This window comes from Mycobacterium ulcerans subsp. shinshuense (assembly GCF_002355775.1).
Taxonomy (GTDB): Bacteria; Actinomycetota; Actinomycetes; order Mycobacteriales; family Mycobacteriaceae; genus Mycobacterium; species Mycobacterium marinum.
In genome coordinates this window covers 342,862-360,176 of sequence record NZ_AP017624.1, presented here as the reverse complement: position 1 = coordinate 360,176, position 17,315 = coordinate 342,862, and the positions used below count along the sequence as shown (strand labels likewise).

16 protein-coding genes and 2 pseudogenes are annotated in these 17,315 nt (G+C 66.6%); 4 read left to right on the top strand and 14 right to left on the bottom strand.

Features of this window, described 5'->3' with window-relative positions:
• Nucleotides 1-99 precede the first annotated feature (99 nt).
• From SHTP_RS01680 to ftsH, 6 genes are read right to left on the bottom strand one after another with little or no spacing between them, the layout of a single operon-like run.
• A complete protein-coding gene (locus tag SHTP_RS01680; RefSeq protein ID WP_096369582.1) occupies nt 100-576 on the bottom strand; it encodes a DUF3180 domain-containing protein in 477 nt (158 codons plus the stop codon).
• Nucleotides 576-1,103: a 2-amino-4-hydroxy-6-hydroxymethyldihydropteridine diphosphokinase gene (folK, locus tag SHTP_RS01675; RefSeq protein ID WP_011741826.1), complete on the bottom strand. Its 528-nt coding sequence runs from the start codon at nt 1,101-1,103 to the stop codon at nt 576-578. The genes SHTP_RS01680 and folK overlap by 1 nt, the downstream gene beginning before the upstream one ends.
• Nucleotides 1,100-1,501: a dihydroneopterin aldolase gene (gene folB, locus SHTP_RS01670; RefSeq protein WP_011741827.1), complete on the bottom strand. Its 402-nt coding sequence runs from the start codon at nt 1,499-1,501 to the stop codon at nt 1,100-1,102. Before folB ends, folK begins: the two co-directional genes overlap by 4 nt.
• Nucleotides 1,494-2,336: a dihydropteroate synthase gene (gene folP / locus SHTP_RS01665; RefSeq protein WP_096369581.1), complete on the bottom strand. Its 843-nt coding sequence runs from the start codon at nt 2,334-2,336 to the stop codon at nt 1,494-1,496. The genes folB and folP overlap by 8 nt, the downstream gene beginning before the upstream one ends.
• Nucleotides 2,333-2,941, bottom strand: a complete 609-nt coding sequence (gene folE, locus SHTP_RS01660; protein ID WP_012396632.1) for a GTP cyclohydrolase I FolE — start codon at nt 2,939-2,941, stop codon at nt 2,333-2,335. Before folE ends, folP begins: the two co-directional genes overlap by 4 nt.
• A 16-nt stretch (nt 2,942-2,957) precedes the next feature.
• Complete coding sequence (ftsH, locus tag SHTP_RS01655) at nt 2,958-5,180, bottom strand: ATP-dependent zinc metalloprotease FtsH (protein WP_096369580.1); 2,223 nt, start codon at nt 5,178-5,180, stop codon at nt 2,958-2,960.
• 242 nt (nt 5,181-5,422) lie between these two features.
• On the opposite strand from ftsH, the gene SHTP_RS01650 reads away from it, so the two are divergent.
• A complete protein-coding gene (locus SHTP_RS01650) occupies nt 5,423-6,388 on the top strand; it encodes an alpha/beta fold hydrolase (RefSeq protein WP_096372266.1) in 966 nt (321 codons plus the stop codon).
• Nucleotides 6,382-7,550: pseudogene (locus SHTP_RS29595) on the top strand (LLM class flavin-dependent oxidoreductase); the annotation flags it as partial. The gene SHTP_RS01650 and the pseudogene SHTP_RS29595, both read left to right, overlap by 7 nt.
• Before the next feature lie 51 nt (nt 7,551-7,601).
• On the opposite strand, the gene SHTP_RS01640 reads toward SHTP_RS29595, so the two are convergent.
• The 3 genes and pseudogenes from SHTP_RS01640 to SHTP_RS01630 all read right to left on the bottom strand — a co-directional run bounded on the left by SHTP_RS01640 (nt 7,602) and on the right by SHTP_RS01630 (nt 10,381).
• Nucleotides 7,602-8,858, bottom strand: coding sequence for a PPE family protein (locus SHTP_RS01640; RefSeq protein ID WP_096369579.1), 1,257 nt, complete (start codon nt 8,856-8,858; stop codon nt 7,602-7,604).
• A gap of 12 nt (nt 8,859-8,870) precedes the next feature.
• Nucleotides 8,871-9,210, bottom strand: a pseudogene (locus SHTP_RS01635) (PE family protein).
• Nucleotides 9,179-10,381, bottom strand: coding sequence for an ISAs1-like element IS2404/ISMul1 family transposase (locus SHTP_RS01630; protein WP_420872927.1), 1,203 nt, complete (start codon nt 10,379-10,381; stop codon nt 9,179-9,181). The pseudogene SHTP_RS01635 and the gene SHTP_RS01630 overlap by 32 nt, the downstream one beginning before the upstream one ends.
• A 338-nt stretch (nt 10,382-10,719) precedes the next feature.
• Between SHTP_RS01630 and SHTP_RS01625 the strand changes: the two genes are divergently transcribed.
• Entirely contained in the window at nt 10,720-11,466 is a 747-nt protein-coding gene (locus SHTP_RS01625) for an SIMPL domain-containing protein (protein ID WP_096369577.1), read from the top strand.
• 25 nt (nt 11,467-11,491) lie between these two features.
• Here the strand turns inward: SHTP_RS01625 and hpt are convergent, their stop codons facing one another.
• The 4 genes from hpt to dacB are packed head-to-tail and all read right to left on the bottom strand — an operon-like array spanning nt 11,492 to nt 15,544.
• Nucleotides 11,492-12,100, bottom strand: a complete 609-nt coding sequence (hpt, locus tag SHTP_RS01620; protein WP_012396643.1) for a hypoxanthine phosphoribosyltransferase — start codon at nt 12,098-12,100, stop codon at nt 11,492-11,494.
• Nucleotides 12,101-12,153: 53 nt separating this feature from the next.
• Nucleotides 12,154-13,125, bottom strand: coding sequence for a tRNA lysidine(34) synthetase TilS (gene tilS / locus SHTP_RS01615; RefSeq protein ID WP_086084791.1), 972 nt, complete (start codon nt 13,123-13,125; stop codon nt 12,154-12,156).
• Nucleotides 13,104-14,162 (bottom strand): zinc-dependent metalloprotease, encoded by a 1,059-nt coding sequence (locus SHTP_RS01610; RefSeq protein WP_096369576.1) that lies wholly within the window; start codon nt 14,160-14,162, stop codon nt 13,104-13,106. The genes tilS and SHTP_RS01610 overlap by 22 nt, the downstream gene beginning before the upstream one ends.
• Nucleotides 14,159-15,544: a D-alanyl-D-alanine carboxypeptidase/D-alanyl-D-alanine endopeptidase gene (gene dacB, locus SHTP_RS01605; RefSeq protein WP_096369575.1), complete on the bottom strand. Its 1,386-nt coding sequence runs from the start codon at nt 15,542-15,544 to the stop codon at nt 14,159-14,161. Before dacB ends, SHTP_RS01610 begins: the two co-directional genes overlap by 4 nt.
• A 140-nt stretch (nt 15,545-15,684) precedes the next feature.
• Here dacB and SHTP_RS01600 point away from each other — a divergent pair, with 140 nt between their 5' ends.
• On the top strand, nt 15,685-16,173 hold the full coding sequence (locus SHTP_RS01600; protein WP_096369574.1) for an inorganic diphosphatase: 489 nt from the start codon (nt 15,685-15,687) through the stop codon (nt 16,171-16,173).
• Between the two features lie 8 nt (nt 16,174-16,181).
• Here the strand turns inward: SHTP_RS01600 and SHTP_RS01595 are convergent, their stop codons facing one another.
• Nucleotides 16,182-17,258 (bottom strand): DUF475 domain-containing protein, encoded by a 1,077-nt coding sequence (locus SHTP_RS01595; protein WP_096372265.1) that lies wholly within the window; start codon nt 17,256-17,258, stop codon nt 16,182-16,184.
• Between the last annotated feature and the right edge of the window lie 57 nt (nt 17,259-17,315).

The window sequence follows — 17,315 nt, the reverse complement described above, 5'->3', positions numbered from 1 at the left end:
CCCGCGCGACCTGCATCCACGTGTCGCGCCGGTCCGGCGATTCTCCCGGAAAGTCCGTGCCGCAGCCAGCAACGCCGGCGGGCCGGGCCGCGGGAGTGGTCAGCCTTCCGCGCCCTCGCCCCGCTCGGGCGGCTCCTGCGGCGACTTGCAGCAATTTTGCAGCCACAAAGCGGCAGCGATCAACGCCAGCGCGCTTGCGGCCGCCACCAGGGCGCCGGTCATATCTTCGGCCGCCACCCGCAGCCAGGACCGCCGCGGCAACAGATACACCAAGACCGCAATCCACCAGCCCAGCACCAGCGCACCCACCCAGGCCGATGCCTTGGCGACCATCAGGCTGCGAGCCACCGCCAGAGGATGCAGCTGTCCGGATCCATCCCCTATCTCGCCATCGTTGATCTTGGCTCTTACGAAGCGGGCCCATAGCGCCTCGGCGATCGCAACCCCCAGCAGTGACAGCCCGGTCCACACCGTGAGCGGGGGAAACGACCGGAACAACACCAGCACCATCGGATAGCCGGCGACCGCCGCCCCGATCGCGGCGGCGGCCAGGTCGCGCCTACGGGTCGGTCCCATCAGGCTGCCACGGTCAGCGAGGTCAACCGCACGCTTGCCCGATCGGCCGGCGGCAGCCCGGCCAGCAGCGCGGCGACCGGGCGCGGGCCCTCCGGTCCGGTCAGTTCGGCCGCGGGGTCAACGTCGAGCCAAGGGACCATGACAAAGGCCCGCTGATGCGCCAATGGGTGTGGCAGCGTCAGGATGCTGTCGTTGCAGCGCACTTCGGTACGACCGGCCGGGCCGGCCTGGTAACAGGCGACCAGATCCACGTCGAGCGTGCGCGGCCCCCACCGCTGCAGACGCTGCCGGCCGGCCGCCCGTTCGTACTCCTGAGCTTGGTGCAACCAGGCATGGCCGTCGCGAGCGGGATCGTCTGCGATCAGCACCACGTTGAGGAACGGCTCCTGGGCCACCCCACCCCACGGATCGGTCTCATAGACACGCGACGCCCCGACCAACGTGTCGCCGAGTCCGTCGACCACCGAACGCAGGTTCGCCAGGCGGTCGCCCAGGTTGGAACCGACCGACAGCACTACCGAACTCATACCGCTCGGTCCGCGGGGATCACCGAACCACGCCCCCCGCGCCGCGACCGCCGGGTCACCACCGCCACGTCAGCCAGCGGTTGCGCGATGGCGGCCTGCGGCTTGTGCAGGACCACCTCGACGGCATGTACCCGTTCGTCGTTCATCACCTCGTCGGCGATCTCGGCACCGACCGTCTCGATCAGGTTGCGCGGCGGCCCGCCGACGATCTCGGCCGCGCGCTGCGCCAATTGGGCATAGTCATAGGTGTCAGCCAGATCGTCGCTGCGGGCGCCGTCGGCCAAGTCGATCCACATGGTGATGTCGACGACGAACCGTTGCCCGGCTACCCGCTCATGGTCGTAGACCCCATGGCGGCCATGAACAATCAAGTCCCGCAACTCGATTCGGTCAGCCATCGCGCCCAGTCCTTTCAGCCCGCTGCCACGCGTCGACGACCTTGAGGGCGTCGACGGATGCCCGCACATCATGCACCCGCACACCCCATGCGCCGTGCAGCGCCGCCAATGCGGAAATCACCGCGGTCGCCGTTTCCCGCCCGTCCGGCGGCCGTACCGCACCATCCGGGCCGGCCAGCAACGACCCGAGGAAGCGCTTTCGAGACGCTCCCACCAGCACCGGGATCCCGGTGGCGACCAACTCCGGCAGGGCGTGCAGCAGCGTCCAATTGTACTGTCCGGCCTTGGCGAAGCCCAGGCCGGGATCGATCATCAGATTCGATGGGCCAACGCCCGCGGCTATCGCATCATCCACTGCGGTGAGCAGCTCGGCGCGCACCTCGGCCACCACATCGCGGTAGTTCGGCACCTGATGTGGGTTGTCGTCGGACACCGGCCGCCAGTGCATCAGCACCCACGGCACACCGGCTTCGGCGACCAGCGGGGCCATTGCCGGATCGGCCCGCCCTCCGGACACGTCGTTGACGATCTGCGCGCCGTTGTGCAGCGCCTCGCACGCTACGGCCGCGCGGGTGGTGTCGATGCTGACCTTGATACCGCGCGCGGCCAGTTCTTTGATGACGGGCAAGACGCGGGACGCCTCGACGGCCGGGTCAACCCGCGCGGCGCCCGGCCGAGTCGACTCCCCCCCGACGTCGATGATGTCCGCACCTTCGGCCGCCAGCGCCAGACCGTGCTCGATGGCCTTGGCCTCGTCGCAGTAGCGCCCACCGTCGGAGAACGAGTCGTTCGTGACATTCAATACGCCCATAACCTGCACAGGCCGCGAACTCACTTACGCAGGATGAGGTCCAGCGCCTCGGCCCGAGAAGCGGCATCGGTCTTGAACTGCCCACGCACCGCCGAGGTCGTGGTGACCGCACCGGGCTTGCGGACCCCGCGCATCGCCATGCACAGGTGCTCGGCTTCGACCACCACGATCACCCCGCGCGGTCCGAGCCTTTTGACCAGGGCGTCGGCGATCTGGCTGGTGAGCCGCTCCTGCACCTGAGGACGCTTGGCGTAGAGGTCCACCAGCCGGGCGATCTTGGACAGCCCGGTCACCCGGCCATCCCGGCCCGGGATATAGCCGACATGGGCCACCCCATGGAACGAGACCAGGTGGTGCTCGCACGTCGAGTACAACGGAATCTCTTTGATCAGCACCAGCTCGTCGTGGTCTTCGTCGAACATGGTGTTCAGTACCGCGTCGGGGTCGGTGTAAAGCCCCGCGAAGATCTCGCGATAGGCACGGGCCACGCGGGCCGGGGTGTCGCGCAAACCGCCCCGGTCCGGGTCCTCGCCGATCGCAAGCAACAACTCGCGGACGGCGGCCTCGGCACGCGGCTGGTCGAACGCCCGGGTGGTCGTTGCCTCGGTTCGGGAATCCAGCTGCGTCATTGCAACTCTCCGTTCGTCAGCCGTGGGCCGGGGGGTTGGACCGGCTTACGTCCCTGTCCTGCTGCTCGGACGACTCGTCGGTGTCCGATGGCTGATCGGGGGAATAGCCCGATGGTTGCGGCCGCTCCGACGGCGGGGGCCACCCGGGAGCGCGCCAGCCCGCCGGGGCGCCGTAGTCGGGATGGCTGCCGGGGTTCGCGTCGGCGCCTCGAGAGCCGTTGGGGCCGCGGCCGGTCCCTTCGCTGGCCGACTGCGCCGCCTGGGTAGCCTGCGCGATGGCTTGCTTGAACGCCGGCTCCGGCATCGGCTGCGGCCAGGGCTCACCGCGCTCGATGGCCAGTTCGCCCGGTGTCTTGATCGGCGGCTTGTCCGACGGAATCCGGCCGCCGAAATCGTCGAACATGGTGAGTCGGGGCCGCTTTTCCACGTCGGAGAAGATCGACTCCAGCTCCGGCCGGTGCAGTGTTTCCTTTTCCAGCAGCTGGCCGGCCAGGGTGTCGAGCACATCGCGATATTCGGTGAGAATCTCCCACGCTTCGGTGTGGGCCGCCTCGATGAGCTTGCGCACCTCTTCGTCGATTTCGCGGGCGACTTCGTGCGAGTAGTCCGACTGGGTGCCCATGGAGCGGCCCAAGAACGGGTCACCGTGCTCGGTGCCGTACTTGACCGCGCCCAGCCGCGCGCTCATGCCGTACTCGGTGACCATCGCCCGAGCGACCTTGGTCGCCTGCTCGATATCGGACACCGCACCCGTGGTCGGCTCCCGGAACACCAATTCCTCGGCGGCGCGCCCGCCCATCGCAAAGACCAGCTGCGCGATCATCTCCGAACGGGTCCGCAGCCCCTTGTCCTCCTCGGGCACCGCTACCGCATGACCACCGGTTCGTCCCCGGGCCAGGATGGTGACCTTGTAAACGGGATCGATGTCGGGCATCGCCCAGGCCGCCAGGGTGTGACCGCCCTCGTGATAGGCGGTGATCTTCTTCTCGTGCTCGCTGATGATCCGCCCTTTGCGGCGTGGGCCGCCGATGACCCGGTCTACCGCCTCCTCCAAGGCGGGACCGGTAATGACGGTGCCGTTCTCGCGGGCGGTGAGCAGCGCCGCCTCGTTGATGACGTTGGCCAGATCGGCCCCGGTCATGCCGACAGTCCGTTTTGCCAGCCCGTCCAGGTCAGCGCCGTCAGCGATCGGCTTGCCTTTGGAATGCACCCGCAGGACCGCCCGGCGTCCGGCGAGGTCAGGATTGGTGACCGGGATCTGGCGGTCAAAGCGACCGGGACGCAGCAACGCCGGGTCCAGAATGTCGGGCCGGTTGGTGGCCGCAATCAGGATCACGCCGGCGCGATCGCCGAACCCGTCCATTTCGACCAGCAGCTGGTTGAGGGTCTGTTCCCGCTCGTCGTGGCCGCCACCGAGGCCGGCGCCGCGTTGGCGGCCGACCGCGTCGATCTCGTCAACGAAGATGATGCATGGGCTGTTCTGTTTGGCCTGCTCAAACAGGTCCCGCACCCGGGATGCACCCACCCCGACGAACATCTCGACGAAGTCGGATCCGGAAATGGTGAAAAACGGCACCCCGGCCTCGCCCGCCACGGCGCGAGCCAGCAACGTCTTACCGGTTCCCGGCGGGCCGTAGAGCAACACGCCCTTGGGGATCTTGGCGCCCAGCGCCTGGTAGCGGGACGGATTCTGCAGGAAATCCTTGATCTCGTAGAGCTCCTCGACCGCTTCATCGACGCCGGCGACGTCGGCGAATGTGGTCTTGGGCATGTCCTTGGACAGTTGCTTGGCACGCGATTTCCCGAAGCCGAAGCCCATCCGGGCGCCGCCCTGCATGCGGGAGAACATCACGAAAAGGCCCACCAGCAGCAGCAGCGGCAGCACGTAAACCAACAGCTCGCCCAGGATGCTGCCCTGGTTGACCACCGTGCTGACCTTGGCGTTCTTGGCGGTCAAGGCATTGAATAGGTCGACCGCGTAACCGGTGGGGTACTTGGTGATGACCTTGTCGGAACCGTCGGTGTCGCTGCTGCTCTTCTTCAAGACCAGCCGCAGCTGCTGCTCACGGTCATCGATTTGCGCGCTCTTGACGTTGTCGGCGTTGATCTGTGACATCGCCACCGAGGTGTCGACCGGCTTGTAACCGCGGGTGTCGTCACTGAAGTAGAAGAACGACCAGCCGAGCACCACCACCACGGCGACCGCCGTCACGGTGCGGATCACGTTTTTTCGGTTCATCAATCTTCGGCCGTGCCGGCCTGGTCCTTCCAAATACGCAGCTGGAAATGTCAAGGCTACCGCTAGACCAACGACCGGTAGTTCCGGATGGTTGCAGTAACACGGCAATCCGGCGAAAGGCATGGCTCACACCGGCGGGTTGCGCAGCGGGCACGATCGGGCAAAGCGGACCGCGGCCGGGCGGCGGCCACCCTCAACAACAAGCCCTTCTCACCGATGTGGCGTTGTGCTTTGGTGAAATGGTGGCTACATCAACCGAGCGGTTAGTCGACACCAACGGCGTGCGGTTGCGCGTGACCGAGGCCGGCGAGCGGGGTGCGCCGGTGGTGATATTGGCCCACGGCTTCCCCGAACTGGCCTATTCCTGGCGGCACCAGATCCCGGTGCTTGCCGAGGCCGGCTACCACGTGCTGGCCCCCGATCAACGCGGCTACGGGGGTTCCTCTCGCCCCGAAGCGATCGAGGACTACGACATCCACCAGCTGACCGCGGACCTGGTAGGACTGCTCGACGACGTCGGCGCCGAGCGTGCCGCCTGGGTGGGCCATGACTGGGGTGCTGTCGTGGTGTGGAATGCGCCCTTGCTGCACCCCGACCGCGTCGCCGCGGTCGCCGGCCTCAGCGTTCCGGTGTTGCCCCGCGCCCAGGTGCCGCCAATCCAGGCATTCCGCCAGCGCTTCGGCGAGCACTTCTTCTACATCCTCTATTTCCAGCAGCCCGGGGTGGCCGACGCCGAACTCAATGGTGACCCGGCTCGCACGATGCGCCGGATGATCGGCGGCCAACGATCCCCGACCGATCAGGGCGCGGCCCTGCGGATGGTCGCCCCCGGCCCCGAGGGCTTCATCGACCGACTGCCGGAGCCCGACGCGCCGCCCAGCTGGATCAGTCGCGACGAGCTGGATCATTACATCAGCGAGTTCACCCGCACCGGATTCACCGGCGGGCTCAACTGGTACCGCAATTTCGACCGCAACTGGGAAACCACCGCCGATCTCGAGGGCGCCACCATCACGGTTCCGTCGTTGTTCATGGCCGACACAAAGGATCCGGTATTGTCTTTCGCCCGTAGCGATCGGGCATCGGAAGTGATCACCGGTCCATACCGCGAAGTGATGGTTGAGGGCGCCGGGCACTGGCTGCAGCAGGAACGGCCGGACGAGGTCAACGCCACACTTCTCGACTTCCTCAAAGGAGTGCAATGGTGACCGATGCGCCGCTGAAATTCGGAGTCTTCATCACACCGTTTCACCCGACTGGCCAATCGCCGACGGTGGCTCTGGAATACGACATGGAGCGAGTTGTCGCCCTGGACCGCCTCGGCTACGACGAGGCCTGGTTTGGTGAACACCATTCGGCGGCTACGAGCTGATCGCCTGCCCGGAGGTATTCATTGCGGCCGCCGCCGAGCGGACCAAGCACATCCGGCTGGGCACCGGGGTGGTGCCGCTGCCGTATCACCACCCGCTCATGGTGGCCGACCGATGGGTGCTGCTCGATCACCTCACCCGGGGCCGGGTCATGTTCGGCACGGGCCCGGGGGCGCTGCCATCGGACGCCTACATGATGGGCATCGATCCGATCGACCAGCGCCGGATGATGCAGGAATCCCTGGAAGCGATCCTGGCTCTGCTGCGCGCCGCACCGGGTTAACGCATCGACCGCCACTCCGATTGGTTCACCCTGCGCGACGCGCAGTTGCACATCCGCCCGTACACCTGGCTCTATCCCGAGATCTCGACGGCAGCCATGATCTCGCCGTCGGGTCCACGGCTGGCCGGCAGCCTGGGTACGTCGCTGCTGTCGCTGTCGATGTCGGTGCCCGGCGGCTATGCGGCGCTCGAGAACACCTGGCAGGTGGTGTGCGAGCAGGCCGCCAAGGTCGGCCGGGCGGAGCCCAACCGCCGCGACTGGCGCGTGCTGTCCATCATGCACCTGTCGGATACCCGCGACCAGGCGATCCAAGACTGCATCTACGGGCTGCCGGATTTCTCGAAGTACTTCGGCGCGGCCGGGTTCGTTCCGCTGTCCAACGCGACGGACGGCGCCGAAGGCACTCGCGAGTTCGTGGAAGACTATGCGGCCAAGGGAAATTGCCGCATCGGAACCCCCGAGGACGCGATCGCATACATCGAAGATTTGCTCAATCGCTCGGGCGGCTTCGGGACTCTGCTGCTACTCGGGCATGACTGGGCATCACCGCAAGCGACCTTCCATTCCTATGATCTGTTTGCCCGCAAGGTGATTCCGTATTTCAAGGGACAACTCGAGGCGCCGCGCGCCTCGCACGAATGGGCCAGGGACAAGCGTGAGGACTTGATCGGCCGCGCCGGTCAAGCCGTGGTAGCGGCAATTACCGAACACGTGGCAAGGTTCTCGTCACTCCGTAGCCCGGTTACCCCGACGTCGCGGCGCGTTGGCCTAGCCGGCGGCCGGCGGGCGCGTCATCACCCTGGGATGAAACCCATATCGGGGAGGGGCCGCCGAGGCGGCGAAGCCGCGCGCGGGTGTGCCATGAGCCGGCAAGCCGCCAAAGACATGTTGGCTGGGGTCGGCGGCCGCGGCGGCAGCGGCAACGGAGCTGAGCGGAACGGTTGCAACGCGGCCCAACCCGGGCATCGAACTCGCCCAAGCGTTGGGTACCGACAGACCCCCGATCTGGGCGGCCCTGCCAATCCCCCCGAGACCACTCGACACGCCCGACAACGGCAGTTTCGGCAGCGCTTGTGGCAGGGCCTCGACCGCCTTCCCGGCTTCCTGGCCCGCGTGCGCGGCAGCCGGGAAGAGACTGTGGGACAAACCGTCGATGTCTTTCAACGCCGTGGTGGTGAGCCGGAAGGGCGAAACCAGCCTGATATAGGTGTTCGATAGCGTGCTGGCATCCAGCGTCGACGACCCGGTGAGACCCGCTATCAGTGCGCCGAGTGCGCCGCTTAACACGATCCCGTCGCCGTTGGGCGTCCACTTCCAGCCGATCAGGCCGAGCGCACGCAAGATCCGTTCCAGTGAGGGCACCAACGCCGCCTCCGAGAGTCCCCGCAGCGCGTTGGGCAGCTGTTCCACCAATTGCTGCAACGATTGCGCATCCCCCGCGAGGAGATCGCCGGTGGCCCGGCCGACTGCGGCGGCCTGAGCGGCCGGTCCGTTCGCGGTGGTAGCGGGCCGAGGCGGAACGAACGAGGTCAGGTCGGCCGCCGCCGCGGCCGTCGCCGCATATTGGTACATCGCATTCGCGTCCTGAGCCCACATTTCGGCGTACTCGGCTTCCACTACCGCGATGGCCGGGGTGTTCTGACCGAAGAGGTTGGTCGCCACCAGCGTCGCCAACATCGCCCGATTGGCGGCTACCACCGCGGGCGGCACCATCCCGGCAAACGCCGCCTCGTAGGCACTCGCCGCCGCCGCCGCTTGCCTCACGACCTGTTCAGCCTGCGCGGCGGTTGCGCTCAGCCAGGCCAGATGCGGCGCGGCAGCAGCCGACATGGCCGCGGCGGCGGGCCCCGACCATGGTCCGGAAACCAGCCCGGACAGCAGTGAACGATAAGAGTCCGCAGTGCACTGCAACTCGGCGCCCAGCGCCTGCCAAGCCGCCGCGGCGGCCAACATCGATCCTGAACCCGGTCCGGAATACATCAACGTGGAGTTGACTTTTGGCGGTAGGAGCGCGAAATCCAGCATGTGCGGCCTCGCCTAGCTGACCGCGACGGTGTTGGCGGCCTCGGTTGCCGCATACGAACCAGCGGAGATACCCAGCACGGTCACCAGCTGATCCTGTACCGCCGCGGCCTGAGCGCTGATCGCCTGATACACCCTTGCATGCGCGGCGAACTGGGCTGCCGCCAACATCGACACCAGGTCTGCCGCCGGGGGGGACCACTCCTGTCGTCGGAGCTACCGCGACCTCGTCCCCGGCGCGCGCCGCCGAGTTGATGGCCTGCAGCTCCAATGCGACTCCAGCCACAATCTCCGGCTGAGCAGCAGGGCTCCGGCGTTGTTGATTAGCAGGCTTGTGAGCTGGGGAATTGTGGATTGAGGAGGTCTAGGCGGCGGTTGGCGGTCAAAGCGGTGATCCGGCAGGCTTCGGCGATGTTGTCGGCGCCGTTGAGGCGGTGCAGATTGATCGCGGTGTTGCGTAGCGTTGCTAGGACCTGTGCGCCGTTTCCGGTATGTGCCCTTTGACGGTCTTCGTCGAAGGTGACGTCGCGTATCCAGTGCAGGCTGTTCTCGATTCTCCAGTGTTGACGCATCCAGGTCATGATCGCGGTAGGGCGGGCGTGCTCGAACGGCAGGCTGCAGATGGCATAGACCACCTCCACGCTGCGCTGGTCGGTGGCGGTGATCAAGCGTTCACGAGTGATCCGGATGATTTGTTTTGCGTAGGGGAAGCCGATTCCTCGTGCAGCGGTGATGATTTGCAGGGTGCGGGTCTCGACACGGCCGTGGCCGCGGGAGTCGTCGGTAGCGGCTGCGGGCACCTCGGCCCAGGGCAGCGCGGTGATACGCGCAAGTATTTTGGCTTGGTTGGACTTGACGATCATCAGGTAGTGCGACTTCAAGGTGGCGCAGATCAACTTCGCGGTGACGACCTGGGTATGCATCGCATCCACGGTGACCAGCCACCGCAAGCTACCCGGCAGCAGCGTGAGCAGGGCACGTACGCAGGGAATTTCATTGCTTTTCTCGGCGACAGCGAGTTGACCGAGCACCAATCGGGCACGGTGGGCGAACACCGACACGAGATGCGTGGCTGTCGCTTTGGCGCGTAAAGCACCACGCAGCATCTTGCCGTCCAACGCGATCGGCACCAATCCACTGGGGTCGCTGCTGGCCACGTGTGCAGTGAAGTAACTGCCCATCCTGGCGTTGAGGTCGGCGGGGTCTAGCCGAGACAAAACAGCGCGGAAGGTCTTCTCACTGGGCCGCCGGAACCGGACCCCTAATTGGGCCAACACATCATCGGGAGCGGTGGCCGCCCATGTGGCAAAACCAGCATAGCCGCGCATCCCCGCGGCAGTGGCCAGAACCGCGATCGCCAACAAAGCCATCAGCGAATACCTCCGACCGCGTGGGTCCCTCGGGTCTGGCACCGAGGCCAACACATCGAGAAACTCCGATCCGATGAGCTCGCTGCGCTCACCAGGACTCCAGCGGTCGAACACCTCTGGAACCGACGACACAGGCAATACTGAAACGGTAGGCACGGGCAACTCCAGACCAACGACGAACAGTAACCAACTCGATCGTTCTCCAGATAGTCCGTGCCTACACTCCGGCCCCAATAGCGCGGCACCAAAGATCATCAACCCAGCTCACAAGCCTGCTAATCAACAACGCCGGAGCCCTGGGTTGGATTGGAATTTTTCAACGTAAAGGTCGTCAATATGACATTTGCTGACAGTCTTTCGGGCACCAATGTCCGGTCACGGGGGCCGGCGCTTTCCCAGGAATCAAAGATGAACAAGAAGTGAATTGAGAACATCTGGGAGCCGACAACGGCGCACCCGCCGGTCGACTCCGCGCGGCGACTAGGGTGCCAGGCATGCCAATCCAATGGAGCACACCGGGATTCGCCCGCAGATTGATCGCCTTGGCCGTGGCCGGTGCGGCCGCCGGCTGCCTGAGCGGGTGCGACTCCCACACCGCGGCGGCGCCCGGCGCAAATCCACGTCAGGTGACCGTGTTCGGGTCCGGGCAGGTGCAGGGCATCCCGGACACCCTGACCGCGCAGGTCGGCATTGAGTTCACTTCTCAGGACGTCACCGGCGCGATGAGCCAGGCCAACGCTCGGCAGCAGGCGGTCATCGACGCCCTGGCGAACGCCGGGGTGGACCGTAAGGACATTCGCACCACCGAGGTGTCGCTACAGCCCCAGTACACCAGCCCAGAGCCCGGCGCAGCGGCGGCGATCAGCAGCTATCGCGCCGATAATGCGATCGAAGTCAAGACCCGTCCACCCGATGCCGCATCACGCCTACTGGAACTGATCGTCAACACCGGCGGCGACGCCACCCGGATCAGTTCGGTGAGCTACTCGATCGAGGACGACTCGCAACTGGTCAAGGACGCGCGCGCCCGGGCATTCGAGGACGCCAAGAGCCGCGCGCAGCAATACGCCCAGTTGTCCGGGCTGCGGCTGGGCACGGTGCTTTCCATATCCGAAGGAGTCGGCACCAGGCCCTCGCCCGGCGAGATGAACACGCCGGCGCCACGCACCTCGATGGTGCCGCTGGAACCAGGCCAGCAGACGGTGAGCTTCTCGGTGACCGCGGTGTGGGAGCTGACCTGAGTTTCAGGTCGGCAGAGCGCGCTCGCTACTGGTAGACCCTGGGATCGAGGGTGCCGATGTAGGACAGGTCGCGATAGCGCTCGTCGTAGTCCAAGCCGTAACCCACCACGAAGTCATTCGAAATGTCGAAGCCCACGTAGGTGATGTCGACGTTGGCCCCCACCGCCTCGGGCTTGCGCAGCAAGGTGCACACCCGCAACGACTTGGGTTGCCGGCTCTTGAGGTTGCGCAACAGCCAGGACAGCGTCAGGCCGGAGTCGACGACATCCTCGACGATCAGCACGTCGCGACCGGCGATGTCGCGGTCCAGGTCCTTGAGAATCCGCACCACTCCCGACGACGACGTCGAGGACCCGTAGGAGCTGACCGCCATGAACTCAAATTGCGTAGGCAACGGAATCGCACGGGCGAGATCTGTGACGAACAGCACGGCGCCCTTGAGCACCGTGATCAACAGCAGGTCCTGATCGCTGGTGTCGGCCAGCTCGCGATAGTCGTTGCCGATCTGGGCCGCGAGCTCGTCTATTCGACGCTGAATCTGCTCCTCAGTGAGCAGCACGGATTTGATATCACCTGGGTACAACTCGCCTGCATGTCCGGGGGTGATCGCCGAGGAGCTCTGGGCCACGTGCACAGCGTGCCATGTCCGCGCCCGAACAACCAACGCCAGTCCCCATCTTCACCGACTCAGATTGGCTCGGACCGCAAAGTCAGCAGGCCGCCACCTCGTCCGGCGACCAGACGCCGCGCCTTCAAATTCGATCCGACCGCCACCCCGCCCTGGCCTCGCCAGGCCGTGACCAGCGCGTCCACGCCCCTGATCTGCTTGTCGGTCAGCCCGATCGCCCCGCCGGCCAGCAGCCAACTGCGGATCACTCGCCGACGCACTGGGTCGGGCAGCGTAGCCAGCACGCTGGTGTCCAGGCCGAAATCGACGACGGCGGTGGGCAGCGCCTCGGCGGCGATGGCGTCGAGCAGCTCGGTGTCCGCGCGCAGCGCGGTCGCGGTGCGCGCCAACGCCGCGGCCACACCCCCACCCAGCACTTCCTCCAACAGCGGCAGCACTTCGGCACGTAACCGCGTCCGGGTGAAGCGCCGGTCGCTGTTGTGCGGGTCCTGCCATGCGGTCAGACCCAGTTCCCGGCACGCGTCATGGGTCACCCCGCGACGCACCCCCAGCAGGGGCCGACACCATGGTGGATCGTGCGGACGCATGCCGGCGATCGAGCGAGCGCCCGAACCGCGGCCGAGCCCCAGCAACACCGTCTCGGCCTGGTCGTCGAGGGTGTGGGCCAGCAGCACCGGGCCATCGCGGTGGGCGTCCAGCGCGCCGTAGCGGGCGGTGCGCGCCGCCGCCTCCAGCCCACCCCCGGCCCCGGCCGGATTGCCCACCTGGACCCGAAGCACCCGTGCGGCCACGCAACCCAACGAGACGGCCTGGGCCCGGGCGGTTTCGCTGACCGCGGCCGAATCCGGCTGCAGGCCGTGGTCGACGATCAGCGCGGTGGTGGGCCGCAGCCGCGCCGCCACGGCGGTGAGCGCCAGCGAATCCGGACCGCCGGACAGCCCGATACTCCATCGGTCGGTGGCGTCGAGATGGGTCGACGCGAACTTCTCGACGGCCCTGCGCAGTTGCGCTACAGCACCCTGTCGATCCATCGCCGCGGATTCTCCAGCTCAGCCGGCAGGGGCAGCGTCTGCGGACTCGTCCAGATGGTGTTGAACCGCTTCATCCCGACCCGGGCCACCACGTCGTCGACAAACGCTTTGCCGCGCGTGTACTGGTTGAGTTTGGCGTCGAAGCCCAACAACGCGCGCAACAACCGCTGCAGTGGCGGCTGCTTGCGTTGCCGGCGCTCGTCGAAGCGACGACGGATGACGGCAACCGAGGGCACCACCATCGGCCCCACCGCATCCATCACGTGTTCGGCATGGCCCTCCAACAGCGTGCCCAGCGCCAGCAGCTGATCCAGCGCCTGACGCTGCGGCTCGGACTGCACGGCACGCACCACACCGAGAATCCCCGTCACATTGCCCGAATCGTCGCCAGGATCGTCGCGGTTGCGCACGAAGTTCGCCAGCCGGCTCACCACCTGTCCGATGTCGTCGGCGGGTTCGGTGGTGAGCAGACCGAGCGCCTGCTGCATGTAGCCGGCCAACCACGGGTTGGCGGTGAACTGGACCCGGTGGGCGACCTCGTGCAGGCAGACCCACAGCCGGAAATCGGATGGGTCGACCCGCAGTTGTCGCTCAACGGCGATGACGTTGGGAGACACCAGCAGCAGACCGCCCATGCCGGCCCCGTCCGCGGCGGCGAACGGATCGTACTGACCGAGAATTCCCGAGGCCACGAACGCCAGCACCGCACCCGTCTGCGCACCGGTGATACGCCCGGTGAGCAGCCCGCGCGGCTTCTCGGCCCCGTTGGTCATGGCCCGCATCGACTCCGCGGCGGCCCGTATCCACTCCGGCCGGTCCACAACGCGGGCCGCGGGCACATCACCGGTGGTGATCAAACCGGTGACGTCGCGCACCGGCGGCTCCGCTTGCTCGGCCGCGCGCATCAATTCGTCGACCGCCTGGCGTCGGGTGTAGTCACTGGACGGCGGACCGGGGCGGGCCAGCCGCTCCCCCACCGTGGCCGCAAACTGCCAGTCGACGGTGTTGCCCAGGGTCACATCCGAGGCCGCGGTCATGTTGTGCACCCGCAAGACCACAGCGTGGTGGCCAACGCGTCCATCGCGTTGCGTCCGTTCGGCCCGGCATCGTTGGAGATGAACGCAAACGTGAGCACGCGTCCGCTGCTATCGGTGACCACACCGACCAAGGAGTTGATGGCGGTCAGCGAGCCGGTCTTGGCCCGCAACCAGCCCGCCGGGCCCAGGTTGGTGGCCCGGTCCAGGAAGCGTTCCCCGAGAGTGCCGCTACCACCGGCGATCGGCAGCAGATCCAGTAGCGGGCGCAACGCGGGCTGATCCGGCCCCGCCGCGGCCTGTATCGCGTCGTCGAGCGCCCGGGCTGTCAGCCGGTCGTCAACCGAAAGCCCACTGGAATCCACCAGCCCCGCGCCGGTGGTGTTGATGTGGGCGGTGTTCAGCCGGGTGGTCACCGCATCGACCGCGCCGCTGAAGCTGCGCGGACGGTTGATGGCGGCCGCGACCTCGCGGGCGATGCACTCGGCCATCACGTTGTCCGAGGCGTTCATCATCTGGGAGAGCCGTTCGATCAACGGCGCCGACTGCACCACGGCCAGCTGGCGCGCCCCAGCGGGAGCCGAGGCGATACTGACCGTTGCGGGATCCAGACCAAGGGCCCTGGCCAGTTCGCATCCGGCGTCCAACGCCGGGGTCAGCGACCGTCGGGAGTTGACCGTGGTCGGCTGGACGCGACCGGCATCGATCATCGCCGCCTCGATCGGGGCGATGTCACCGTTGCCGACGTCAGCCGGATCCCAGCCCGGGGCCATCGTCGGCCCGGTAAAGGCGGAGATGTCGACTTGCACCGATGTCGGCGTCATGCCACTGCGGCGGATCTGATCGACCAAGTCGCTGATGCGCGCCGCGCCCCGGTACCAGGTTTCGACGCCGGGCGGCGCCGCCGACAGCGTCGGATCCCCGGCTCCGACCAACACCACCGACCCCTGGCCGCTGGGGCTACCGGCCACCACGCGGGTGCTGATCCGGGCCTGACGGTCCAAGGTGAGCAGCGCCGCGGTGGCGGTCAGGACCTTGTTTGTCGATGCCGGCACCAGGGGTACGTCGGCGAGTTGCTGCCAAAGCACCTGCCCGGTCAGCGCATCGCTGACCCGACCGCCCAGCTTGCCCAAGTTCGGATCGGCCGCGGCCTGCGCCAGCGCGGCGGCCATCGCGCCCGAGTTGGGCACCACACCGGTGTCGGCCACGGCGGTGACCGCGGGCTTGACCGTCGGTGGACGCGGCGGCGGCACCACCAACCGCGCACTGGCCGCGCGGCCACCGACGGTGAAGAACGCTGCGGCGGCAACGACGGCGGCGACAAACGCCAGCACGGCCACCCCAAGGAACACCTGGGTGGATTTCCGCCAACGTTTGGGACCCATAACTCTCCTGTCTTTCCGGTCCCATTGTGCCCAACCGGCCACCCAGCAGGCCCACAGGACCGCTGCACTAGGGTGTCCCCGGACGCATTTGACCTAATCCCAGGCCTCGTCTGGCCTCACTAAGTCAAAGGAGCCACGCGATGCAATTCGACGTGACTATCGAGATTCCCAAGGGCCAGCGCAACAAGTACGAGGTCGATCACGAGACCGGCAGGGTCAAACTGGACCGCTACCTGTACACCCCGATGGCCTACCCCACCGACTACGGCTTCATCGAGGACACCCTCGGCGAAGATGGCGACCCGCTGGACGCCCTGGTACTGCTGCCGGAGCCGCTGTTCCCGGGTGTGCTGGTGGAGGCTCGGCCGGTCGGAATGTTCCGGATGGTCGACGAAAAGGGTGGCGACGACAAGGTGCTGTGCGCCCCGGCCGGCGACCATCGTTGGGACCACATCCAGGACATCGACAACGTTCCGGCGTTCGAGCTGGAAGCCATTAAGCACTTCTTTGTCCACTACAAGGACCTCGAACCGGGCAAGTTCGTCAAGGCGGCCGACTGGGTGGGTCGCGAAGAGGCCGAGGCCGAGGTGTTGCGGTCGGTGGAGCGGTTCAAGACCGACGGCCACTGATTTCCAGCTTAGCCGCCGGCCCGCCGGTTGCGCACCACGCTGTTGGTGAACGCCGCCCCGATGAACACCACGCCGATCGATGCCGTGATCCACTCGGGGATCTGCAGGTGGTGGTCGATGGACATCAGCATGATCACCGCGAGCGCACCGATCGCCCAGTGCGCGCCGTGTTCGAGGTAGACGTAGCGGTCCAGGGCGTCCTGTCGGACCAGATAGATCGTGATCGACCGAACGAACATGGCGCCCACCAAGCCGAGCCCTAACGCGATGACGATCGGGTCGCTCGTGATCGCGAATGCCCCGGTGACCCCGTCGAAGGAGAACGAGGCGTCGAGCACCTCGAGGTACATGAAGAGCATGAACCCGGCCTTGCCCACCGCCCCCTGGGCGGCGAGTTCGCCAGGTCCGGCACCGACCCGAGGCGGCTGCAACGCCCGGCTCAAGCCGTTGACCACGAGGTAGGTCACCAGACCCAGCAGCCCGGCGACCATCACGGCGCCCAGGTCGTCGCTGGAATCCGTCAACCCGGGACCAGCGAAGATCAGCGTCACGCACGCCACCATCACGTGGACCTGACCCAGCCGCCCGATTCGGGCGAACGGCACCTCAATCCACTTCAGCCACTTGATCTCACGGTCGTTGAACACGAAGTCCAGAAACAGCGTCAACAAGAACATCCCGCCGAACGCCGCGATCTGGGGGTGGGCCGCGCTGATCAGTTTCTCGTAGCTGGGTGAGCCGTCCGGGAAGTCCAGCGCGCCGCCGGGCGGCGGGTTCAGCGCCAACCTCATCGCGCGGACCGGATCGAGACCCGCGGTAACCCAGACGATAGTCAGCGGGAACACCAGCCGCATTCCGAAGACGGCAATCACGATCCCGATGGTCAGGAACATCTGCTGCCAGAACTGGCTCATCTGCTTGAGGATCGTGGCGTTGATGATGGCGTTGTCGAACGACAGCGATATCTCCAGGATCGCCAGCACCACCAGCAGGAACAGCGCGGTCACTCCGCCGTGCCAATACCCGGCAACCAAAGCCGCCGCGGTTACCAGCAGCGACAACCCGAACACGCGGATCGTTGTCATGGGTCCTTTCCAGTGCATTTCATCTATACCCGAGAGCCCCTCAGGGCAAGCCAAAAC

Coding starts and splice junctions, on each gene's coding strand:
- ftsH (WP_096369580.1), bottom strand. CDS start 5,180: ATGAACCGAAAAAACGTGATCCGCACCGTGACGGCGGTCGCCGTGGTG.
- folK (WP_011741826.1), bottom strand. CDS start 1,103: ATGAGTTCGGTAGTGCTGTCGGTCGGTTCCAACCTGGGCGACCGCCTG.
- SHTP_RS01680 (WP_096369582.1), bottom strand. CDS start 576: ATGGGACCGACCCGTAGGCGCGACCTGGCCGCCGCCGCGATCGGGGCG.
- SHTP_RS01600 (WP_096369574.1), top strand. CDS start 15,685: ATGCAATTCGACGTGACTATCGAGATTCCCAAGGGCCAGCGCAACAAG.
- dacB (WP_096369575.1), bottom strand. CDS start 15,544: ATGGGTCCCAAACGTTGGCGGAAATCCACCCAGGTGTTCCTTGGGGTG.
- folE (WP_012396632.1), bottom strand. CDS start 2,941: ATGACGCAGCTGGATTCCCGAACCGAGGCAACGACCACCCGGGCGTTC.
- tilS (WP_086084791.1), bottom strand. CDS start 13,125: ATGGATCGACAGGGTGCTGTAGCGCAACTGCGCAGGGCCGTCGAGAAG.
- SHTP_RS01595 (WP_096372265.1), bottom strand. CDS start 17,258: ATGACAACGATCCGCGTGTTCGGGTTGTCGCTGCTGGTAACCGCGGCG.
- SHTP_RS01640 (WP_096369579.1), bottom strand. CDS start 8,858: ATGCTGGATTTCGCGCTCCTACCGCCAAAAGTCAACTCCACGTTGATG.
- folB (WP_011741827.1), bottom strand. CDS start 1,501: ATGGCTGACCGAATCGAGTTGCGGGACTTGATTGTTCATGGCCGCCAT.
- SHTP_RS01610 (WP_096369576.1), bottom strand. CDS start 14,162: ATGACCGCGGCCTCGGATGTGACCCTGGGCAACACCGTCGACTGGCAG.
- SHTP_RS01625 (WP_096369577.1), top strand. CDS start 10,720: ATGCCAATCCAATGGAGCACACCGGGATTCGCCCGCAGATTGATCGCC.